The sequence below is a fragment of the Paenibacillus sp. oral taxon 786 str. D14 genome, assembly GCF_000159955.1.
In the GTDB taxonomy this organism is placed as follows: Bacteria; Bacillota; Bacilli; order Paenibacillales; family Paenibacillaceae; genus Fontibacillus; species Fontibacillus phoenicis.
Window position 1 is genome coordinate 1 of sequence record NZ_GG695975.1, and the last position, 20,339, is coordinate 20,339.

The following is a 20,339-nucleotide window of genomic DNA, read 5'->3' on the forward strand; positions in this document are numbered from 1 at the left end:
AGCAATGCATGGAGCTGACAGGTACTAATCGGTCGAGGGCTTATCCAAAAACACACTAAAATGCAGATGAGTTTCGTATCCAGTTTTCAAGGATTAAACCTTGATAACTTTATAATGTTCCCTGATAGCTCAGTCGGTAGAGCACTCGACTGTTAATCGAGTTGTCACAGGTTCGAGTCCTGTTCGGGGAGCCATTTTTCTGGAGAGGTGTCCGAGTTGGCCGAAGGAGCACGATTGGAAATCGTGTAGGCGTCACAAGCGTCTCGAGGGTTCGAATCCCTCTCTCTCCGCCATTATTATTACATGGCCCGTTGGTCAAGGGGTTAAGACACCTCCCTTTCACGGAGGTAACAGGGGTTCGAATCCCCTACGGGTCATTTCTTCCCTTCATTTCAAGTTCTTTTGCTGACTGACTTGATTTATGAATGGGATGTCTGGTACAATATAACTTGTCTTTTCCCATGGAGGCTTAGCTCAGCTGGGAGAGCATCTGCCTTACAAGCAGAGGGTCGGGGGTTCGATCCCCTCAGCCTCCACCATAACATCTTTAATACTGACGCGGGGTGGAGCAGCCCGGTAGCTCGTCGGGCTCATAACCCGAAGGCCGCAGGTTCAAATCCTGCCCCCGCAATTATCCTCTTGAAGAGGATGGCATTATTCTCGTGTGGAGCCGTGGTGTAGAGGCCTAACATGCCTGCCTGTCACGCAGGAGACCGCGGGTTCGAATCCCGTCGGCTCCGCCATTTAACTTCATATTAAGGCTCGGTAGCTCAGTTGGTAGAGCAGAGGACTGAAAATCCTCGTGTCGGCGGTTCGATTCCGTCCCGAGCCACCATTCAACAATTATGTTGAAGAGCCGGTGTAGCTCAATTGGTAGAGCAACTGACTTGTAATCAGTAGGTTGGGGGTTCAAGTCCTCTCGCCGGCACCACGTGGAGGCTTAGCGAAGTGGCCAAACGCAGCAGACTGTAAATCTGTTCTCTTACGAGTTCGGTGGTTCGAATCCATCAGCCTCCACCAGTTTTCTAGGGGCATAGTTTAAAGGTAGAACAAAGGTCTCCAAAACCTTTGGTGTGGGTTCAATTCCTGCTGCCCCTGCCACTTTTTCTCTCTTGATAAACTTTATATTATGGCGGTCGTGGCGAAGGGGTTAACGCACCGGATTGTGGCTCCGGCATTCGTGGGTTCAAGTCCCATCGATCGCCCCATTTCTTTCTCAATCAAATATAGTGGGGATTAGCCAAGCGGTAAGGCAACGGACTTTGACTCCGTCATGCATAGGTTCGAATCCTATATCCCCAGTTTAAGCGGACGTGGCTCAGCGGTAGAGCATCGCCTTGCCAAGGCGAGGGTCGCGGGTTCGATTCCCGTCGTCCGCTCCATTCTATATTATGGCGCCATAGCCAAGTGGTAAGGCACAGCTCTGCAAAAGCTTTATCCCCAGTTCGAATCTGGGTGGCGCCTCCATTGATACTTCGCGGGAGTGGCGGAATCGGCAGACGCACAGGACTTAAAATCCTGCGGTAGGTGACTACCGTACCAGTTCAAGTCTGGTCTTCCGCACTTTTGATTAAAACTTTATATGTGCCGGTGTGGCGGAATGGCAGACGCGCTCGACTCAAAATCGAGTGGGGAGACCCGTGGAGGTTCGAGTCCTCTCACCGGTACCAACTGTGAAATTAAGCTCTTGGGATCAGGAATCCTAAGGGCTTTTTTATTGTTTAGGAAATTATGCTCGGTGGTGTAATCTGTGTCTACTATTCAGTCTAGCAGCAGAAAGTAGCGTTTTTTAGCCATGGTTGTACTTTATGAAGAGGCGACTTTGCTCGATATGCGTGTCGTCAAGTGAATAATAGACCGTTTTTCCAACCTTGCGCCGCTTAACAATTCTGAGGTTGCGCAAATATCGCAGTTGATGAGAAACGGCCGATTGACCCATTTCGAGGAGCACTGTCAGGTCGTGCACGCAAAGCTCCCTTTTTAGCAAGGCGCTGATGATTTTGACGCGCGTCGGATCGCTGAAAGCCTTAAACCAGTCGGCAAATTGAACCGCTGCCTGGTTATCGATAAGCTCCGCCTTGATAGCTTTTAAATCAACGAGTGTGCCCGAGCAGTTCGTATCACATTCTTTCGCTGTATTTATGGACTGTGTCATGGACTATCCCCTTCTGTAAGGCGTTTGCATCATTTTATCAAAAAAAGATTGGTTAAACGAAATTATTACAATTAAGCGACTGTTGTCATCACAATAACATATAAGGCTATAACGAGCAAAACGCTGAGCGAAACGGCGAGATACGCATTTTTGTTTTTTTGGAACAAGTAAAATATGGCGGCGATATATCCCAATGCAATAACAATATAAATAAAGATCATCGTATTTAGGCGGAGCTGAAGCTCCGCATTTTCATAACCCTGATGAATCATAGGGATTGCTTGTCCATAAGGAAGGGCCAAAGCATTTAGGTATTCGGGCGCAACCGCATTTGTCAAGTAAAGTCCGGACAGTACAATGACCAGCATCGCGAGCGTTGCTACGGGGTGGAACCATGACAGGAAGCGGCGCCAGGAGTGTACAGGTTTAAACTAACCTGCCACCAGCAATGTGCCGGACCAGATTGCAACCGCAAGAAAATGAAGCGTGTACGTAATGAGCCCTATATTGCCGTACCAGGCGACAAGGTGGTGTTGAATTCCAGCCGAATTTGGCCGATTGCAGTGTTTACCACTTCATCCTGCATTGGGGAAGAAGAGGTCAGCTTGGTATGCGCCGAGGTAATCGTTGGAGAGACAAAGGTAAACATCGTAATAAAGAAAATACTTTTCTCATAAAAATATCGCTCCGATCATGTGTGATAAGTTCAGATTCTTTCGCGAATAATGAAGATGCGAATTAAATATCATTGACATACACCATAGGGCGTGATCTATATATCCCCATATGATCATATATGAATAAGCGTTCGTGTGTAAATTATCCTTTGGAGCCGAGGAAAGCTTAGGGAAGGAATAGTTGATGTAAGGCTCCCCGGCAAACCAGATTCACGTTGCACAGCGTGGAAAGGAAATGAATATATAAACCGTTTTTGGGGAAATTAATCCAAATAAATGATTAAGGTGATCTATCGTGTGGTCGACAATCACAGAATATATCCCCGACTGGCCGACTTTCATGCTGGCCGGGGTTACTCTGCTCATTCCTCTCCTCATTTTTGCGTTGCATCGCTGGTTTCGCTCGATTGTCACGGATAAGCACGGGCGCTCAAGGGAAGGATTAACGACAGACCGTGTTTTTCTGGAAACTCATAATAGTACGGATTCGCAGCTGTCCGGCGAATATGAAACCGATCTTATGCATCTTAAAGAGACGATCGGCCAAAATGACGACGTTCATTTTCGAGAATACGAACTCGCCGGGTTTGGTGCGCGAGCGGTACTGATCTTTGTTAACGGTATGCAAGATGAACAGTTGATTAATAGCCACATTATGCAAGTGCTTATGCTGAAGTCGGATAACAGTGCGCAGCAAGGGATGAAGTTTCCCCCGGCGGAGGGGTTAGTTTCCTACTTCAAACAAAACCTACTGCCGGTTACCGAACTAACGGAAGTCGTTGGCAAACGGGAACTCAGAGAGTCGATTCTCGCAGGGTATACGGCTTTGATGGTTGAAGGAATGGCGTGCGCGCTGCTTGTGGGCACCCCCCGCGGGAAATCCAGGGCGATAACGGAGCCAACTTCGGAAGCGCTGCTGCGGGGGCCAAGATTGGGCTTTACCGAAATCCTGAGCGATAATACAGCGATGCTCCGGCTCCAAGGACGGACGGAACAAATGGAAATCAAGAAATACGTTGTCGGCAACGTAATCAAGCGAGATCTTGCGATCGTCTACATGAAAAACATTGTGAATCCGGAGTTGCTGCAGGAAGTGGAGCAACGCATCGCCAAGATCGATCTGGATTACATTGCCGAATCCGGCTATGTCGAGCAACTGATCGAAGACGACATCCTAAGTCCTTTTCAACAGGCGCAAAATACGGAACGTCCGGACCGGGTCATGAGCGCCTTGGTGGAGGGGAGAATCGCCTTACTCCTGGATGGAACCCCCTTTGCGCTCATTGTTCCGGTGACCTTCAGCATGCTGCTGCAGTCCCCGGAAGATTATTACGAACGATGGATGGCAGGGTCACTTTTACGGATGCTGCGTTTTGTTGCGGCATTTATGTCTCTCATAATTCCAGCGATGTATATTTCATTTATTTCTTTTCATCCCGGACTGATTCCGACGGAATTAGCCATTACGATTATCGAGGCACGCCAACGGGTTCCATTTCCGTCGTTGATCGAAGTATTAATCATGGAAGTTTCGATCGAAATTTTGCGGGAAGCGGGGGTTCGGCTGCCCAGGCCCATCGGCTCCGCGATGGGCATCGTCGGCGGTCTGATTATCGGAGAGGCCGCCGTTCAGGCGGGGATCGTTAGTCCGTTTCTGGTCATCGTCGTTTCGGTAACCGCCATCGCTTCCTTTTCGATTCCGATGTACAGTGCAGGAATCACATTGCGTATGTTGCGATTCGTAGGCATGTTTTTTGCAGCAGTACTGGGGATATTCGGTACGATATTGTTTTTTTTGCTGATTTGCAGCCATCTGACCAAGCTGGAAAGCTTCGGTGTGCCATATGTCACGCCCTTTTCGCCGATCCGTATCGGCGACTGGAAGGACTTGTTCGTCCGTGCGCCCTTGACATTAATGAAACGCAGACCCGAATTGTTGAAGACGGTCCGCAAACAACGCAGATCTTAAACCGAAAAGCCAGGAGGGGATCACTTGTTTATTCGCACCAACGACAAAATCACCTCATCGCAAGCGGTCATCTTTATGACCAACAGTGTTCTGGGAGCTGGCATTCTAACGTTGCCCCGGGATGTGACCGAAAAAATGCGTACCCCGGATTCCTGGCTGTCTGTATTGCTGGGAGGCGTCGTTGTGATGCTCGCGGTGCTGCTCATGGTCAAATTAAGCCAGCAGTTTCCGGGAAGCACGATTTTCGAGTTTTCTCAAAAAATTGTCGGGAAAGTGATGGGCAGTATAATGTCCCTCCTGATCACCGTTTATTTTCTGGTGTTGGCCGGATTTGAGATTCGCGCTCTGGCAGAGGTGGATATCTTTTTATTGCTGGAAGGTACCCCCATATGGGCTGTCATTATTCCGTTCATCTGGACGGCGGCCTATTTGATTTCTGGAGGAATCAACAGCATTGCCCGCTTGTGTCAAATTATTTTTCCTGTGAGTATCCTGATTTTGCTGCTTAGCTTATTTTTCAGCATGAGGATGTTTGATATCAATCACTTGCGGCCTTTTCTCGGTGAAGGATTGCCTCCGGTGTTCAATGGCTTGAAATCGACAATGCTTATTTTTGCGGGCGGTGAAGTCGTTTTGTATTTAGTTGGCCATATGGAGCACCCCGAGAAAGCGGTTAAGGCGATATTGGCTGGCTTGAGTATTCCGTTCGTTCTTTATTTTTGCGCCACCGTGATCGTCGTGGGAAGCATGTCGGTTGACGCCGTTCTAAGAAGCACCTGGCCGACGCTTGATCTTTTGCGAAGCTTTGAAGTCACCGGTTTGTTTTTTGAACGACTTGAATTTCCGTTTTTGGTCATCTGGTTAATGCAGATGTTTTGCAATTTCACTATCTTTTTCTTTACGACGGTCTTGGGCGTATCGAAAATAATGCGCATAAAATTCCCAACCGCGCTCTTTACACTGATGCCGGTGGTTTTTATCGTCGCTCTTGTCCCCAAAAACATGAACGACTTATTTACGCTTGGCAGCGCCGTCGGAAACACCGGCATGATAATTTTCGCTTTAGTTACGGTTCCGTTATCCACCATATACCTAATTCGGAAGAAGGGACTCAAACCGAATGCGTAAGCGCCGTATTTTGTCGCTGTTTCTTGCCGCTGGCCTGCTTGCGTTGCAAACAGGTTGTTGGAGCAGTAAAGAAATTGAAGATTTAAGCTTGTATATCGGATTGGCCTTGGATGCGGGAGAACCGACGACCGTTGAACGGGAGCTGGAGAAACAAGGAGGAAATTATCCTAAGCGAAATCTGATTACGGCTACGATCCAGATCGTTCCGATGGGAAACTTCAGCAGCGACAAACAATCAGGGGGTCAAGGGAGGAAAAGCGAATTTCTGAATATGTCGGAAACCGGGGATTCTCTGTTTGAAATCATGCGGCAGTATTCGCTTCGCCTGAAGCGGGCGGTCATCGGCCAGCATTTGAAGGTGATCGTCGTATCTACTGAGCTGGTTCGTCAGCAGAGCATCGACAAACTGATGGATTTCGTGCTTCGCGATAACGATACACGCCCTAGCTGCATCGTATTATTGAGCAAAGGGAAGGCGAGAAAAACGCTGGAAATGGCGTATTCCGGAGATCCCCCCGCTTTCAAGCTGAGGGACATGCTGCAAGAACGTTTTAGGACCGGCAAAATTATGAATGAGGTGAATCTGACCGAGTTGAATGAGAGGTTGGGCACCAAGCAGAGCTTTCTCCTGCAGGAGGTGTCTAAGTACGGTGGGGAAACGAAATTTACGGGAGCGGGGATAATCAAAGGGTCGACCGGCAAATGGATCGGCACATTGGATCAAACGGACGTGGAGAGCATTGCTTGGATTCAAGGCGATGTTGAAGGTGGGGTGATCAAAAGCTATGATTGGCGAAATGAAACGATCACTTACGAGGTTGAAGACGAGAAGACGCAAATCACCCCCCGGATCGAGGAAGGGCGGCTTTCGTTTCATGTCAAGATTGAATCGGAAGGGCGGTTAATCGAAAACTGGGATCTTGAGGAAGACCCCTCCAAAACCGAATTTTTGGAGAAAGCAAAGAAGATCTTCGAAAAAAGGCTAAACCAAATGCTCGAGACGACGATGCATAAAATGCAGTCAGAATATAAAACCGATGTGGCTGGGTTCGGCAACCGGTTGAGGATCACGCACCCTAAATACTGGAAGGAAGTCGAAAGCCATTGGGACGACGTTTTTAGCCGTACGCCGGTGACCTTTGACATCGACTTTACGATTACGGATTACGGTGCATCCAAGAAATGAACGGCATCCTCAACAGCCCAAAGCAGGGCCAAAGGATCGATTGAATCCCCAACCGATTCTTTGGCCCTGCGATGTTGATTGTATCGGAAATTGTCGCCTTCGCTGAAGGTGTAGGTCACTTCTACGGAGCTGAATTCACCCGCAACGTCGCTGCTGAACCATCTGAGATAAGCGTTCCCGGCGGAGACTTTGTAACGTCGGCCACATCCAGCCGTTTTACTTTCCCGAAGCTTGGGAGCGCTTGCGATTCAGGCCAGCTGATCGTATTCTTGGACGCGGTTTCCACTGAGGATTGTGCCGATGCAGAGGTGTCCTCATATTAGGGTTATCGCTCGTAGACAGGTTCCTTGAAGCGCTGAATCACAAATCCCCTCCTTTTTTTACGAAAGTGTAAAGAAAACGATAGAACGTGTATAATATGTTTAATATATCCAATAGTCAATGTCAAGCGAGTTAATGATTTGAAATAGATTGACGAAATGCTATAAATGATATAATGTGAATATATGGGGAGAAATAAGATAGGAGAAGCCTTATGCAAAACGAACGTAAACCGTTATATATGCAGATTCAACAGCACTTCAAAGAAATGATCCTGCAGGGCAAACTGCGGGAGAACGATAAGATCCCCTCGGAAAAAGAGTTAATGGAACAGTTCGACGTCAGCCGAATAACGGTAGCCAATGCCTTGATGCAGCTGGCGAAGGACGGGTGGATCTACCGGATCCCCGGGCGGGGAAGCTTCGTCAGCGAAGGCATCGGTGAGCTGCTGCAACGCCATCAAGGCTCTCTGGCAGAGGGGGGCGGATTATGGCCTGTGCTGGACGGAAATTCGGGGGCACAAGTCCACCCCGGAGCGTTAAACGGAGGGGGAACGGATCCTTCGCTGGGAGCGATTGAAGCAGCATCCCATATTCCGGGGCGCACCACGATCGGGCTCATTATGCCAATGATGGTAGACTATTTTGCCATCCGCCTGCTTCAAGGAATTACGAACATTCTTGAAGACAGTCCTTACAGCCTGCAAATCGTCTTGACGTACAATTCCATTGAAAGAGAGAAGGAAGCGATCAACGATCTGATTCGCAAAGGAGCCGCTGGTCTGATTATTTTCCCAAGTGATGCGGAAACGTACAACGAGGAAATTTTAGCCCTGAAGATGCGGGGTTACCCGTTTGTGCTGCTCGATCGGTATTTGCCGGGAGTGGCGACGAACTTGTCGCGCAGCGACGGATTAATCGGCGGACAGCTTGCTGTTGATTATCTGTGGGGTCTGGGGCATCGCGATATCGCCATCTGCTCCGATTCCCCGTTGCCCACCATTACGGTAGAGGAACGGATTAACGGATATATGGAGGCGCTCAAACAGAAGGGCGCGATGATTAATCCGGCACTGATCCTCACGGATTTCAATGTGGATTACAGCGAGATTGACAAGAAGCACCCTTTGTACCGGTTTATCAAGAACCAGATCGCTACCGCTTATATCACACTGAACGGACGGCTTGGCCTGCACATCTATTCAATTTGTAAAGAACTAGGGCTTCGGGTACCGGAGGACATCTCGATCTTGACGTTTGACGATCCTTCGCCGGGGCTGCATGAATGGGGATTCTTCTCGCATATTTCGCAATCGGAAATTGAGATGGGAGAAGCCGCAGCTCGGATATTGCGGGACATTCTCGAGAAGCCTGAGCAGAAAGATGCGGGGTACACGAAAGTGATCCTCGAGCCAAAATTAATTGAAAGTCAATCTACGGGCCCACTTGCGAAACGAGTAAAGTAAATAGATTGACAGGGCACCTGCTTGCCCTTGCAAGCTAGGTGTCTTTTTTATAGCAAATTAGCATTAAATGATATATCTAATACTTGACATAAATGATATAGTGAAATATATTTAATATTGCAAATAGATAATACAACTTAGAACAAAAAAGCTTTAACAGTGCACTTCACAGTAAGGAGGGTTGCTTGGACGATGGAAACCGCGGGATTACAGAAGCGAAAGGCAATGCAGCGCAGGTTAGGGAAGCGTAAAGATGCTTTGATCGCCGCCGTTATCCTCGTGCCGATGTTTTTGGCATGGTTGGTGGTTTCGGGTTTCCCCACTTTGTTCGGGTTCGTGCTAGGGTTCTTCGAATGGGTGGGATTGGCAGATACACCTAATTTCATCTGGTTTGATAACTTCGTTAGCTTCTTTAACAACCCGGTATACACGGATGCATTGTGGAGGTCGATCTGGCTGGGTGGACTGGTCACGGTCATTACGCTGGGAGCAGGCTTTTTTGCTGCACTGCTGATGAACCTGCCGCTGTTCGGCAAAGGATTTTATCGTTCCATTTGGTACATCCCCGCCATCACGGCAACGGTAGCGACCACGCAAGTATTCAACATTTTTCTCGATTCAAACAATGGGGTCATCAACAACCTGCTGAAAGCGATGGGGAAGGAACCTATCGTATGGCAGTACTCTGTCGGATGGGGCATCTTCTGGATTGTGGTCTATTCGGTCTGGAAAGGGGTTGGCGGTGCCGCTTTAATCTGGTTGGCCGGTCTGCAATCCGTAGATTTGTCCTTGTACGAGGCGGCGGAAATGGATGGTGCAGGACGGTGGCATAAGCTGCGGTATGTTACGTTGCCAGGGTTAAAACCTATCGCGACGTATATCGTGATTACGAACTTGATCGCAGCGATCCAGATTTACGAGCAGGTCTTATTCATTACGAACGGCGGGCCTTACGGGCAAACCGAAGTGCTGGTGTTCCGGATCTACCGGGACGGCTTCTGGGACTTTAATTTGGGGATGGCTGGCGCCTCCTCGCTCATCATGGCCATGATCGTGATCGTCGTGACGGTGCTGTATTACAACTGGTCAACGAAATCCGATCGTCGGACAACCATTCCGATCAAGCCCGTCAAATCTGCGAAAAAGGAGGCGCTCCCGCATGCCCAGTCCTTTGAACGCTAAAGTTAGCAAACAGTTTAAGCCCGTTCATTTACTGGGACATCTTATCCTGCTTGGCGTTGGGCTCATTTTGCTTTACCCGTTGATCTTCATGGTGCTTGCTGGTTTTTTCAACAAGACGGAATTCTCCTCAACGGTGTTAGGCATCTTCCCCATTCCGAAAGCGCCCACACTGGAGAACTTCAAGGCGCTGATCGTCGGGTCCACGGATGCCGCCGTAGCCACTTATATGAAGAACTCGCTGATTCGTACCGCTTACAACACGTTTTGGGCGATTTTGACTTCATTTTTGGCGGGATACGTGTTCGCACGGTTGCGGTTTAAAGGACGGGATACGATCTTCTTGATCATGCTTGCTACGCAGATGATTCCCGGGACGCTCGCGATCATTCCGACTTACCTTGAATTTGCCCGCTTCCCGTTTGCCGGGGGAAACGATATCTTTACCGGCGGAACCGGTATTCTGAACTCCTGGTGGGTTTACTTGATCGGTGGGCCTAGCATCAATATTATGGGGACGTTTCTGGTGAAGCAGTCGCTGGAAAAAGTACCGCTGGAAATCGACGAAGCTGCAATTGTGGATGGGGCCGGGACGTTGCGACTGATCTTCCAGATCCTCTTCCCGCTGCAGTTGCCGATTATGGCGTTTATCGCGATTACGACAGCGCTCGGAACGTGGAACGATTTTATTACCCCGTTCTTCTATACAACAGACGACAGTTTGCAAACGCTTCCTGCGGCGATCACGCGAATTTCCTCCGTTGGAGCAAGCCCGGGTGCCGTGATCAACTATCCGATGATTATTACCCTGAGCCTTGGCATCACGATTCCTGCGCTGCTGATCTTTGCCTTCTTCCAGAAGTATATTGTGCAGGGCCTGGCGAACACAGGTATCAAAGGTTAGGAAGGCCGGGAACTCATTTCAATGTAGAAGGTGCACTGCGGTCCGTTATGGATCGAACCGATGAAACAGATCAAACACCAGTGTTGAAAACTTGACTTAATGGACACTCACGTTGAATAAAATGAATTTTGGAGGGGTTCAAGCATGTTGTTGAAAAAGATGCATGTCATGTTTCTATCGCTGTTGCTCATCGCCTTGTTAGCAGGTTGCGGATCTGGGGGCGGCAACACAGGTGGCAATCAAGCCGCGAACACCCCGGGAACCAGCCAGAATGGGGCTTCGGGAAATGAAGGTTCGTCGTCAACTGAAGGCGCTACCATTACCGTATTAAATGAAGGAGCCGTAGCGATTGGCGTCGGGGTGCTGAGCGAGCTGCTGGAGAAAAGCAAGGAAAAAACGATCGCCGACGAGACGCTGAATCCCCGGATTACAGAGGAGGATTACAACTATACGCCTGGTCAGCCGCTGAAAAAAGCCGGCGTCTTCCCGTACTATTATCAATCGATTATCAACGAGAAAATGAAAAGCAAAAACATTACGGTCAAAACCGAGGACTGGGGTTGGGGCGAACCGCTGATCCAGAAGCAAACAGCGGGATTCCTGGCGAAAAACATGCCCGACATCATCGTTGGGGAAACACAAATGCCTGGGTTTGCCCAACAGGGATTGCTTGAGCCGTTCCCGGACGACATGGCCCAAGAAATTCGCGAAAAAGTAGCCCCGGCAGCCTGGAAGCCGATGGAGTATGACGGCAAAATTTACGGTTTTGCCTCGCAACCTGGCGTTAGCAGCTTGTTCTGGAACAAGAAGCTGGTGCAGGAGGCAGGCCTGGATCCGGACAAAGCGCCAGCAACCTGGGATGAGCTGTTGGCTAACGTGAAGAAGGTAACGGAAGCAGGCAAAGGGAAGTTCTACGGCGGCGGGGTCTATGCCGGGCCGAATGCCGGCGGGTATTTGCGGTATGGTACCTTGCTTGTTATCAATGGCGGAGGATTTGCGGATGATCAAGGCCAACCTGTCTTTAACTCCGATGCCAACGTAGAAACGGTACAGTTCTTGAAAGAGCTTAACGCCAACCATCCGGCTGGATTGATGGTGAACACTACTGAAGGAACGTATTTTGACGCGTTTAAAAAAGGACAAATCGCATATCTGATCGATGGACCGTGGCGTGCGATCGAGAGCTCGCAAATCGGAATCGATTACGGAATGTCGCAAATTCCGCTGTCCCCGAATGGCAAAGCCGGCAATATCACCATCGGCGCCGCGTTCCATGCCGTACCGAAGGATGCAAAGAACAAGGAAGCTGCATTTGAGTATATCCGCGCGATGTACAGCGAGGAGATCCAACAACTGATCGCCGATACAGGCGTCCGGTCTCCTGTACTGAAATCGGTGGCTGAGACCGATGCATATAAAGAGGCGCATCCGGAAATGTATCAGCACTATCTGGCGATGACCGGCAATGTGCAAGGGTTGCCAACGTTTAAGAATTCAGACTCCAAGGTATGGCAAATCTTTGGTGAAGCCGTGACGAAAGCGTTAATGACCAAGGAGGATATCAAGTCTATTCTGGATGACGCTCAGAAGAAAGCGGAGGCCTATACCAAGTAAATTATATTGAAAGAGTGATGCAGCATGCCGTATGAAACGAACCACATTATGATCCAAAAGGCAAAGCAAAGGCTTGCCAAACTGCAGGATTACATTTACCGCCCGATTGCCGGGCTTGAGGTTGAAGCTTGGGTAACGAAAGAGCCGGTCCCTTACGCCGAGCGAATGAGCGGCCGGCACATACGGCTTCAGCCCGGGGATAAATGGGGAGAGCTGTGGGATTGCGCCTGGTTTCATTTTCAAGGGACCGTACCGGAAACGGCCGCTGGCCAAAAAGTCGTTCTGTTGATCGATATTAATGGAGAATTATGTCTCGTGGATGAAGCGGGAACCCCGCGACAAGGCTTAACGAACGTTAGCTCCGAATTCGACTACAGCCTAGGTCGGCCTGGTAAGCGGGTGGTGGACGTCAGCGCTGCCGCCCGAGGCGGGGAAACGATCAATCTGTGGGGAGACGGCGGCTGCAATGACCTATTTGGACATTATCGCAGCGGAACGCTGAAGGAAGCGGACATCGCCATTTGCCATGAGGAAGCCCGGCAACTGGCCTACGATCTGGAAGTGTTAATCGAGCTGGTTGAGCAGCTGCCGGATTCCAGCGCCAGAAAAGACCAGGTCCTGCAATCCGTCTACGAGGCAGCTCTTCAGCTGTCGGAGATCAATGAGGAATCGGTACGCTTGGCGAAAGCGCATGTGGCCCGCGAATTGGCGAAGAAAGGCGGGGATTCCGTCCTGACGATCAGCGCCATCGGCCATGCGCATATCGACCTAGCCTGGCTGTGGCCGATCCGCGAAACGATCCGCAAAGGAGCCCGGACTTTCTCTACGGCGCTGCGGAACATGGAGAAGTATCCGAGTTACGTCTTTGGCGCAAGCCAGCCGCAGCTGTACCAGTGGATGAAGGAGCACTATCCGCAGCTGTACACCGAAGTGAAGGAGCGGGTCCGCGAAGGACGCTGGGAAGCGCAAGGCGCGATGTGGGTCGAACCGGATACGAACATCTCCGGCGGCGAAGCATTAGTGCGGCAAATCCTGTATGGCAAGCGATTCTTCCGTGAGGAGTTCGGCAAGGACATGAAGGTGCTGTGGCTGCCTGACGTCTTTGGGTATACGGGCAGTCTGCCGCAGCTGCTGAAGAAGTCCGGTGTCGACTATATGATGACGCAGAAACTCTCCTGGAGCACCTACAATACGCATCCGCACCACAGCTTCCTGTGGGAAGGCATTGACGGGACGAAGGTGCTGACGCACCTGCCGCCGGAGGATACCTATAACAGCCCAGCGGCCCCGCGGTCGCTGACCAAGATCGAGCGGGACTATCTCGATCGGAACGTCTCGGAGCATGCGCTGATGCTGTTTGGGATTGGCGACGGCGGCGGTGGACCAGGAGAAGAGCACCTGGAGCGGCTTGAGCGGGAGGTGAACCTGCTGGGACTCCCGCCGGTCGTTCAGGAGCCTGCGATCACCTTCTTCAAGCGGCTGGAACAAGAGGCTTCGCGGTTCCAAACGTACCGCGGTGAGTTGTATCTGGAGAAGCACCAAGGGACATTAACCACGCAGGCGCGCAACAAGTGGTATAACCGCAAGCTGGAAAAAGCACTGCGTGAGCTCGAATTCGCGGCTTCGCTGCAGATTGCCCTGGGCGAAAGCCCTGCAGAGTACCCTGCCGCCCGGTTGGAGAAGATCTGGAAGGAAGTGCTCTTATACCAATTCCATGATATTTTGCCAGGATCTTCGATCACCCGGGTGTACGACGAGTCGCTGGAGCGCTACGCTCAGCTGCTGGAGGAAGTCCAAACGATGATTGCGGAAGCTTATGGACGAATCGCTGGGCGGTCCGGAGCTGCCGCCGGTGAAATTGTTCTGTTCAATTCCTTGCCTTGGGACCGGCAGGAATGGGTAGAGATCGGCGGAAGCTGGAAGTATGTGCAAGTGCCGGCGATGAGCTGGCACAAGCTCACGGAGGCTGCGGCAGAACCATCGGCTTCGGAACAAGCATTGATTGCCGAGGACTTCCGGTTGGAGAATGAACGGCTTGCGGTTCGGTTTGCCGAGAACGGCAGCATCGTGTCGCTGTACGATAAGGCCGCCGGACGGGAAGCGATTCAGCCGGGCGCTGAGGCCAACGTATTTACCGTCTACCATGATGACGGCGATGCCTGGGATTTCCCGCGCGACTATCGCGATACGATTGCTGGAACGATGACGCTGGAAAGCCGGCGCGCTTACGTTTCGGGGCCGCAGGCGGTTGTTGAGCAGGTTTACCGCTTTGGGGAATCGACGTTAAAGCAAACGATCCGCTTGCTGCAAGGTGATGGTCTGCTGCGCTTCGATACGGAAGCTGATTGGCGAGAAACGGGTAAAATGCTCCGGGTTGCTTTCCCGGTGGCCGTTGTGAGCGATCAGGTGAACTGCGAAATTCAGTTTGGGGTGTTAAAGCGGCCGACGACGCGGAATAATGCGATCGAATTTGCCCGCGACGAAATCTGCGCTCACCATTATCTCGATCTGTCGCAGCCGGATTATGGCGTGGCGCTGCTCAACGACAGCAAATACGGGCACAGCGTGGAAGGCAACGTGCTGGATTTGAACCTGCTGCGCAGCCCGGGATATCCGGATCCGCAGGCCGATCGGGCGGAGCATCGCTTCACTTATGCTTTGTACCCGCATGCGGGCGACTTTATCCAAGCCGGCGTATACCGCAAAGGCTATGAGCTGAACATTCCGATTGCATCCGCAGCGGCCATCCCGGTGACGCCTCAAGGCGGCGGGAAGTCTGACAGCAGTTCCTTGCACGGGAAAGCTTTCCTTACGATTGAGCATCCTAACGTGATGGTGGAAGCGGTGAAGAAAGCCGAGGACAGCGATCATCTGATCGTTCGTCTGTACGAAACGGCAGGAGCTGGGGCGGATGGAGAACTGAGCTTTGGGCCGGCTTGCCGAACCATTGAAGAGGTGAATCTGCTGGAGGAGCCGATCGGGCTGCTAGCAGAAAATACGGATCGGATTCGCTTGCAATTTACACCGTTTGAGATCAAATCGATTCGCGTTCAGTTGGCTGAATGATGGATAGAGTGTAGAGGTTATAAGTTAGCTGTGAATGAGGTTGGCTGTGAACGAACTCTAAGTTACAAGGGAGGGCTTAGGCGTGACGGGAAGAGCACGGGCGGAAGAACGGACCGGATTTCAGGAAAGCGGCGCTTATCATGCGGCCTATGATCTGCAGACGGATTTTGTGATGGTGTACGGCATTGGGGAGTCGATGCCTCAGCGCATTCGCGAATGGGCGGAGCGGGGCTACCATGTGCATCTCATGACCGGGGTGTCCTGGGGCGGTTACCAGGACTATCTGAACGGCCGTGTTGACGGCCGCTCCCATTGGGACGAAGCCCAGAAATATCAAGACGGCGAGACGATCATCCACGGAACCTCGGTGGATATTCCCTACATGGTGCCAACCATCAGCTATGCGAATTTTCTCATCGAGCGGATTCGGCCGGCTGTGGATGCCGGTGTGGAGGCCATTCACCTGGAGGAACCGGAATTCTGGGTGGAAGGCGGATACTCTAAGGCATTCCAGCGTGAATGGCGCAATTACTATAACGAGCCTTGGCAACCGCCCCATACTTCGGAGGACGCGCAATTCCGCGCCTCCAAGCTGAAGGCTTATCTGTACACGCGTTGTTTGGACCGTATCTGCTCGGCGTTGAAGGAATATTCGCTGGTCCGGTATAATCGACCGCTGCGTTTTTTTGTACCCACCCACAGCTTGATTAACTACACCCAATGGCGGATCGTCAGTCCGGAATCCCGGCTGCTCGACTTGCCGGCGATTGACGGTTATATCGCCCAAATTTGGACGGGGACATCACGCACCGCGAACGTATACGAAGGGAAACGTGCGGAGCGGACATTCGAGACGGCGTTCCTGGAATATGGCATCATGCAGGAACTGGTGCGCGGGACGCACCGCCGCATGTGGTTCCTGCACGATCCGATCGAGGACGATCCGACACGGACGTGGATCGATTACCGCGAGAACTACACGAAGACGCTGATCGCTTCGCTGCTGCATCCGGCGGTTTCGCGCTATGAGGTTGCCCCTTGGCCGCGGCGGATCTTTCAGGGCCAATATCCTTCCGCGGACGGCAACGGCAAAGAGGGGATTCCGTCCGATTACGCGACCGTGCTGCTGAACGTAATGCATACGCTCGGGAATATGGACCAGGAGGAGATTGAGGTGTACGGCAATACCGCCGTCACCGGCGTGCTTCTGGCCGATTCAGCCATGTTCCAGCGGAAACGGATTGGGACGCAAACGTCCGGTTTTATGCAAAAATACGACGGGACGAACGAGGTGGAGTTGACCGATGATTCGTCGGTGGAGTTGCTGAACTTCTCGCCTTTTTATGGGCTGACGCTGCCGCTTGTCAAGCATGGGCTGCCGGTACGGCCGGTCCAGCTTGATAACGTTCGGCGGTTCCCGGGATATTTGGATGACTACCGCGTGCTGGTTTTAAGCTATGAATTTATGAAGCCGGAATTCCCGGATTTGCATAACGCTTTGGCCCAATGGGTGCGGGAAGGCGGAGCGCTGATTTACGTTGGAGACGACAGCGATCCGTATCACCGGGTACGGGAATGGTGGAATCAGGGACGGCGACGCTACGATTCTCCTCGGGCTCATCTATTCGAATGTCTCGGCTTGCCAAGTGCGGCCGGGGCAGCAGCAGAAGGCATCACCCGAGTTGGCGCTGGGTTAGTCAGCTATTTGCCGTTGCGGCCGAATCGGATCGCGGAGAGTGCAGAGGCGGCGGAACGCTATCGCGCCGCAGTACGGGAAGCGATAGAGTTGCTGGGTAGCGGGGAAGCACCTGCGGCGGCGGGGGATTCATCTGCAGCGCAGACAGGGGCGGGAGGTTCCGCAGAAGGAAAGCCGGCTCCAGCAGACGCGCTCCGTTGGGAACTAGTCAACTATTTTCATCTCCGCCGCGGTCCGTATGTGATCGCTTCCGTCATGACCGAGTCAGTCAGCGATGCGCCGCTGGAGCTCGAAGGACTTTTCGCTGACTTGCTTGATCCCGGTTTGCCGGTCAAAGAGCAAGTTGCGGTGCAACCCGGACGCCAGGCCTTACTTTATGATTTAGCATACACCGGGCCGGGCAGCCACAGCACCGACTCCGAACCCGGCTCCAAAGTGATTGCTGCATCCTCCCGGATTGAGGATTATCGCGAGGATGAAACCGCCATTACGTTTACGGCCAAGGGGCCTCGACCGCTGCAGGCCGTGGCGCGGATTCGCTGTGAAGCGAGACCAACGGCGGTGACGGCAGAAGTGTTGGGACCGCAGCAGGAAGACGGCTCTGCTTCGGCGCCAATCATCTCCCTGCAGTTCGAATGGGACGCGAAGTCACACACGTTGCTCCTTCATTACGAGCATGGAGATGGAGGAACCCGCATCACCGTGACGAAATAGGAAACGAAGTTTAACAGATAAAAAGTGATTTAACAAATCGCGAGATCCAGATAGGAGGCAGATTACAAATGAACACAAAATTGCGTCCACCGGCAGTACCTTTGGTCACCGTTGATCCCTTTTTCAGCGTCTGGTCGATGGCTGATCGTCTGACCGACGATTTCACTCGCCATTGGACCGGGCGTCGGCAGGCGTTCACCGGCCTGGTGTATATCGACGGCGTAGCCTGGCGGTTTGCCGGACGCGTCGAGTCTAACCCGGAACGGTATTATACAGAGCCGGAGGCGATGAACCAAACCGGACTTGAAGTCACGCCGCTCTCCACCCGCTATCAGTTCGAGGCGGGAGGAGTTGCGCTGGACGTGACCTTTACAAGTCCGCTGCTGCCGGACGATCTGGAGCTGCTGTCGCGGCCGGCTTCCTATGTCGCTTTCCGCGTGCGTTCCCTCGACGGGAAGCCCCACCAAGTGCGGGTCTATGTCGACGTAACCGGGGAATGGTGCGTTAATGAAACCGATCAGGCGATTACTTGGCAACAAGAGGTGCAGGGAGACCTCACCGTACTGCAGGTCCGACATGTCGAGCAGAACCCGCTCCATAGCTCCGGCGATGACCAGCGGATCGATTGGGGCACTTTCATGCTGGCCGTCAAGCAGACGCCGGATGTAGAGACCTATCTGGATCGGGCACAGATTCGCAAGCAATTCGTTCGCGAAGGTGAGGTTCGTCTTCAGGAAGGTGCGGCTCCGCTATCCCAACCACAGCCCGTTCGCGAGGCTGAGCTCGCTATGGCTTCGGTGTGGAATGTCGGTGAAGTGACCGGAACGGACGAGAAGACGCACTTAATCGTTCTTGCCTATGACGACGTATATGCGATTGAGTATTTTGGTCAGCCTTTGGAGGCGTATTGGAGAAAAGACGGGAAAACCTTCTCGACCCTGCTCAGCGAAGCGTTTCGGGATTATCCGGACGTTCTTGCACGCTGCGATTCCTTTGATGCCAAGCTGCGCGAGGACGCAATCCGCGCCGGCGGGGAGAAATATGCCGATATCCTGTCCTTATCCTACCGGCAGGCGATTGCAGCGCATAAACTGGTCCTTGATCCTGAGGGACAGGTGCTGTTCATGTCGAAGGAATGCTTCAGTAACGGCTGTATTGCCACGGTGGACGTGAGCTACCCTTCAATTCCGCTGTTCTTGCTGTACCAGCCGGAGCTGGTCCGAGGCATGATGCGTCCGATCTTCAAATACGCCGCCAGCGACGCCTGGACGTTTGAATTTGCTCCGCATGACGTGGGTCAATATCCGCTAGCCAACGGTCAGGTTTACGGCGAGAACAAGCTGGAGGGGCAAATGCCGGTGGAGGAGTGCGGCAATATGCTGGTCATGGCGGCCGCAGTTACGCTGGCTGACGGGAATACAAGCTTCGTTCAGGAGCATCGTGAGTTGCTCGCCCAATGGGCCAACTATCTGGTGAAGCATGGGCTTGATCCGGAGCATCAATTATGTACCGATGATTTCGCCGGACATCTGGCGCGCAACGCGAACCTGTCGGCGAAAGCCGTGATGGGCGTTGCCAGCTACGGATTGCTATGCAAAATGCTGGGTGACAAGGAACAAGCCGAGCGCTACCGTCAAGCCTCTTCGGAAATGGCTCGCCAATGGGAAATCCTCGCCGCCGATCCGAGTGACGAGAACCATACACTGCTGGCCTTTGGTCAGCCGGGGACCTGGAGTCTCAAATATAACCTTGTCTGGGACGGCATCTTTGGAACCGGCTTGTTCAATCAGGAAATCATCCGCCGTGAAGTGGCATGGTATCAGAAGAAACAGGAACGGTATGGTACGCCGCTGGATAATCGGGCCGCCTATACGAAGGCCGATTGGCTCGTCTGGGCGGGGGCGCTCGCGGAGACGCGCGAGGACTTCCAGCGCATCGTTGATCCGCTCTGGGTTTTCCTGAACGAGACGCGGGACCGCGTACCGTTTACGGATTGGTACGACACGAAGACGGCACGGCAGATCGGCTTCCAGCATCGGACCGTGGTTGGCGGCTTATTCATCAAGCTGCTGAAGGATCGCGGATGGGATCGGGCGTAGGATCTGAATCTATTCGATATTTCGAATAAAATTTGCCAGTTCACACCGAAAAAAGCGATTCTATTCGATATTTCAGATAGAATCTTGGTTTTGGGCCGACTTCGACGCAAATCTATTCGAAATTTTATATACATTCCGCAGAAATCGCCGCTTTCGGCGATTTCTG

The 20,339-nt window shown here is 52.1% G+C and carries 13 protein-coding genes and 16 tRNA genes; 26 read left to right on the forward strand and 3 right to left on the reverse strand.

What is annotated here, in order from left to right:
• Positions 1-118: 118 nt before the first annotated feature.
• From POTG_RS09835 to POTG_RS09910, 16 genes are all read left to right on the forward strand, one after another.
• Positions 119-194: transfer RNA gene (locus tag POTG_RS09835), tRNA-Asn, on the forward strand.
• A gap of 7 nt (positions 195-201) precedes the next feature.
• A tRNA-Ser gene (locus tag POTG_RS09840) sits at positions 202-293 on the forward strand.
• 12 nt (positions 294-305) lie between these two features.
• A tRNA-Glu gene (locus tag POTG_RS09845) sits at positions 306-377 on the forward strand.
• Positions 378-463: 86 nt separating this feature from the next.
• Positions 464-539, forward strand: a tRNA-Val gene (locus POTG_RS09850).
• An 18-nt stretch (positions 540-557) separates the two neighbouring features.
• A tRNA-Met gene (locus POTG_RS09855) sits at positions 558-631 on the forward strand.
• Between the two features lie 35 nt (positions 632-666).
• Positions 667-743: transfer RNA gene (locus POTG_RS09860), tRNA-Asp, on the forward strand.
• 16 nt (positions 744-759) lie between these two features.
• A tRNA-Phe gene (locus POTG_RS09865) sits at positions 760-835 on the forward strand.
• Positions 836-855: 20 nt separating this feature from the next.
• Positions 856-931, forward strand: a tRNA-Thr gene (locus POTG_RS09870).
• 3 nt (positions 932-934) lie between these two features.
• Positions 935-1,020 (forward strand) — tRNA-Tyr (locus tag POTG_RS09875).
• A 7-nt stretch (positions 1,021-1,027) separates the two neighbouring features.
• Positions 1,028-1,101: transfer RNA gene (locus POTG_RS09880), tRNA-Trp, on the forward strand.
• Positions 1,102-1,132: 31 nt separating this feature from the next.
• Positions 1,133-1,208, forward strand: a tRNA-His gene (locus POTG_RS09885).
• A gap of 22 nt (positions 1,209-1,230) precedes the next feature.
• Positions 1,231-1,302: transfer RNA gene (locus tag POTG_RS09890), tRNA-Gln, on the forward strand.
• Positions 1,303-1,307: 5 nt separating this feature from the next.
• A tRNA-Gly gene (locus POTG_RS09895) sits at positions 1,308-1,382 on the forward strand.
• A gap of 11 nt (positions 1,383-1,393) precedes the next feature.
• A tRNA-Cys gene (locus POTG_RS09900) sits at positions 1,394-1,467 on the forward strand.
• 10 nt (positions 1,468-1,477) lie between these two features.
• Positions 1,478-1,563, forward strand: a tRNA-Leu gene (locus tag POTG_RS09905).
• Between the two features lie 23 nt (positions 1,564-1,586).
• A tRNA-Leu gene (locus POTG_RS09910) sits at positions 1,587-1,670 on the forward strand.
• Between the two features lie 119 nt (positions 1,671-1,789).
• Here POTG_RS09910 and POTG_RS09915 read toward each other — a convergent pair.
• From POTG_RS09915 to POTG_RS25350, 3 genes are all read right to left on the reverse strand, one after another.
• Positions 1,790-2,155, reverse strand: a complete 366-nt coding sequence (locus POTG_RS09915; protein WP_009224686.1) for an ArsR/SmtB family transcription factor — start codon at positions 2,153-2,155, stop codon at positions 1,790-1,792.
• A 71-nt stretch (positions 2,156-2,226) separates the two neighbouring features.
• Complete coding sequence (locus tag POTG_RS09920; RefSeq protein WP_009224687.1) at positions 2,227-2,523, reverse strand: hypothetical protein; 297 nt, start codon at positions 2,521-2,523, stop codon at positions 2,227-2,229.
• 134 nt (positions 2,524-2,657) lie between these two features.
• Complete coding sequence (locus tag POTG_RS25350; protein ID WP_157273393.1) at positions 2,658-2,804, reverse strand: copper resistance protein CopC; 147 nt, start codon at positions 2,802-2,804, stop codon at positions 2,658-2,660.
• 323 nt (positions 2,805-3,127) lie between these two features.
• Between POTG_RS25350 and POTG_RS09930 the strand changes: the two genes are divergently transcribed.
• From POTG_RS09930 to POTG_RS09975, 10 genes are all read left to right on the forward strand, one after another.
• On the forward strand, positions 3,128-4,801 hold the full coding sequence (locus POTG_RS09930) for a spore germination protein (protein ID WP_036644958.1): 1,674 nt from the start codon (positions 3,128-3,130) through the stop codon (positions 4,799-4,801).
• A gap of 24 nt (positions 4,802-4,825) precedes the next feature.
• The gene (locus POTG_RS09935) at positions 4,826-5,929 is read left to right on the forward strand and encodes a GerAB/ArcD/ProY family transporter (RefSeq protein ID WP_009224689.1); all 1,104 of its coding nucleotides are present in this window, start codon (positions 4,826-4,828) and stop codon (positions 5,927-5,929) included.
• Positions 5,922-7,115, forward strand: a complete 1,194-nt coding sequence (locus POTG_RS09940; protein ID WP_009224690.1) for a Ger(x)C family spore germination protein — start codon at positions 5,922-5,924, stop codon at positions 7,113-7,115. Before POTG_RS09935 ends, POTG_RS09940 begins: the two co-directional genes overlap by 8 nt.
• Before the next feature lie 535 nt (positions 7,116-7,650).
• The gene (locus tag POTG_RS09945; RefSeq protein WP_009224692.1) at positions 7,651-8,901 is read left to right on the forward strand and encodes a GntR family transcriptional regulator; all 1,251 of its coding nucleotides are present in this window, start codon (positions 7,651-7,653) and stop codon (positions 8,899-8,901) included.
• A gap of 192 nt (positions 8,902-9,093) precedes the next feature.
• Entirely contained in the window at positions 9,094-10,083 is a 990-nt protein-coding gene (locus tag POTG_RS09950) for a carbohydrate ABC transporter permease (RefSeq protein ID WP_009224693.1), read from the forward strand.
• Positions 10,061-10,984 (forward strand): carbohydrate ABC transporter permease, encoded by a 924-nt coding sequence (locus POTG_RS09955; RefSeq protein WP_009224694.1) that lies wholly within the window; start codon positions 10,061-10,063, stop codon positions 10,982-10,984. The genes POTG_RS09950 and POTG_RS09955 overlap by 23 nt, the downstream gene beginning before the upstream one ends.
• 144 nt (positions 10,985-11,128) lie before the next feature.
• A complete protein-coding gene (locus POTG_RS09960) occupies positions 11,129-12,598 on the forward strand; it encodes an extracellular solute-binding protein (RefSeq protein ID WP_009224695.1) in 1,470 nt (489 codons plus the stop codon).
• Positions 12,599-12,622: 24 nt separating this feature from the next.
• The gene (locus POTG_RS09965) at positions 12,623-15,664 is read left to right on the forward strand and encodes an alpha-mannosidase (protein ID WP_009224696.1); all 3,042 of its coding nucleotides are present in this window, start codon (positions 12,623-12,625) and stop codon (positions 15,662-15,664) included.
• Positions 15,665-15,746: 82 nt separating this feature from the next.
• Positions 15,747-18,074 (forward strand): hypothetical protein, encoded by a 2,328-nt coding sequence (locus tag POTG_RS09970; RefSeq protein ID WP_009224697.1) that lies wholly within the window; start codon positions 15,747-15,749, stop codon positions 18,072-18,074.
• 68 nt (positions 18,075-18,142) lie between these two features.
• A complete protein-coding gene (locus tag POTG_RS09975; RefSeq protein ID WP_009224698.1) occupies positions 18,143-20,173 on the forward strand; it encodes a glutaminase family protein in 2,031 nt (676 codons plus the stop codon).
• The last annotated feature ends 166 nt before the right edge of the window (positions 20,174-20,339 follow it).

Excerpts from the sequence above, each read along its gene's own strand:
- POTG_RS09950 (WP_009224693.1), top strand. The coding sequence starts at position 9,094 with ATGGAAACCGCGGGATTACAGAAGCGAAAGGCAATGCAGCGCAGGTTA.
- POTG_RS09960 (WP_009224695.1), top strand. The coding sequence starts at position 11,129 with ATGTTGTTGAAAAAGATGCATGTCATGTTTCTATCGCTGTTGCTCATC.
- POTG_RS09965 (WP_009224696.1), top strand. The coding sequence starts at position 12,623 with ATGCCGTATGAAACGAACCACATTATGATCCAAAAGGCAAAGCAAAGG.
- POTG_RS09975 (WP_009224698.1), top strand. The coding sequence starts at position 18,143 with ATGAACACAAAATTGCGTCCACCGGCAGTACCTTTGGTCACCGTTGAT.
- POTG_RS09945 (WP_009224692.1), top strand. The coding sequence starts at position 7,651 with ATGCAAAACGAACGTAAACCGTTATATATGCAGATTCAACAGCACTTC.
- POTG_RS25350 (WP_157273393.1), bottom strand. The coding sequence starts at position 2,804 with ATGTTTACCTTTGTCTCTCCAACGATTACCTCGGCGCATACCAAGCTG.
- POTG_RS09920 (WP_009224687.1), bottom strand. The coding sequence starts at position 2,523 with ATGCTGGTCATTGTACTGTCCGGACTTTACTTGACAAATGCGGTTGCG.
- POTG_RS09915 (WP_009224686.1), bottom strand. The coding sequence starts at position 2,155 with ATGACACAGTCCATAAATACAGCGAAAGAATGTGATACGAACTGCTCG.
- POTG_RS09940 (WP_009224690.1), top strand. The coding sequence starts at position 5,922 with ATGCGTAAGCGCCGTATTTTGTCGCTGTTTCTTGCCGCTGGCCTGCTT.
- POTG_RS09955 (WP_009224694.1), top strand. The coding sequence starts at position 10,061 with ATGCCCAGTCCTTTGAACGCTAAAGTTAGCAAACAGTTTAAGCCCGTT.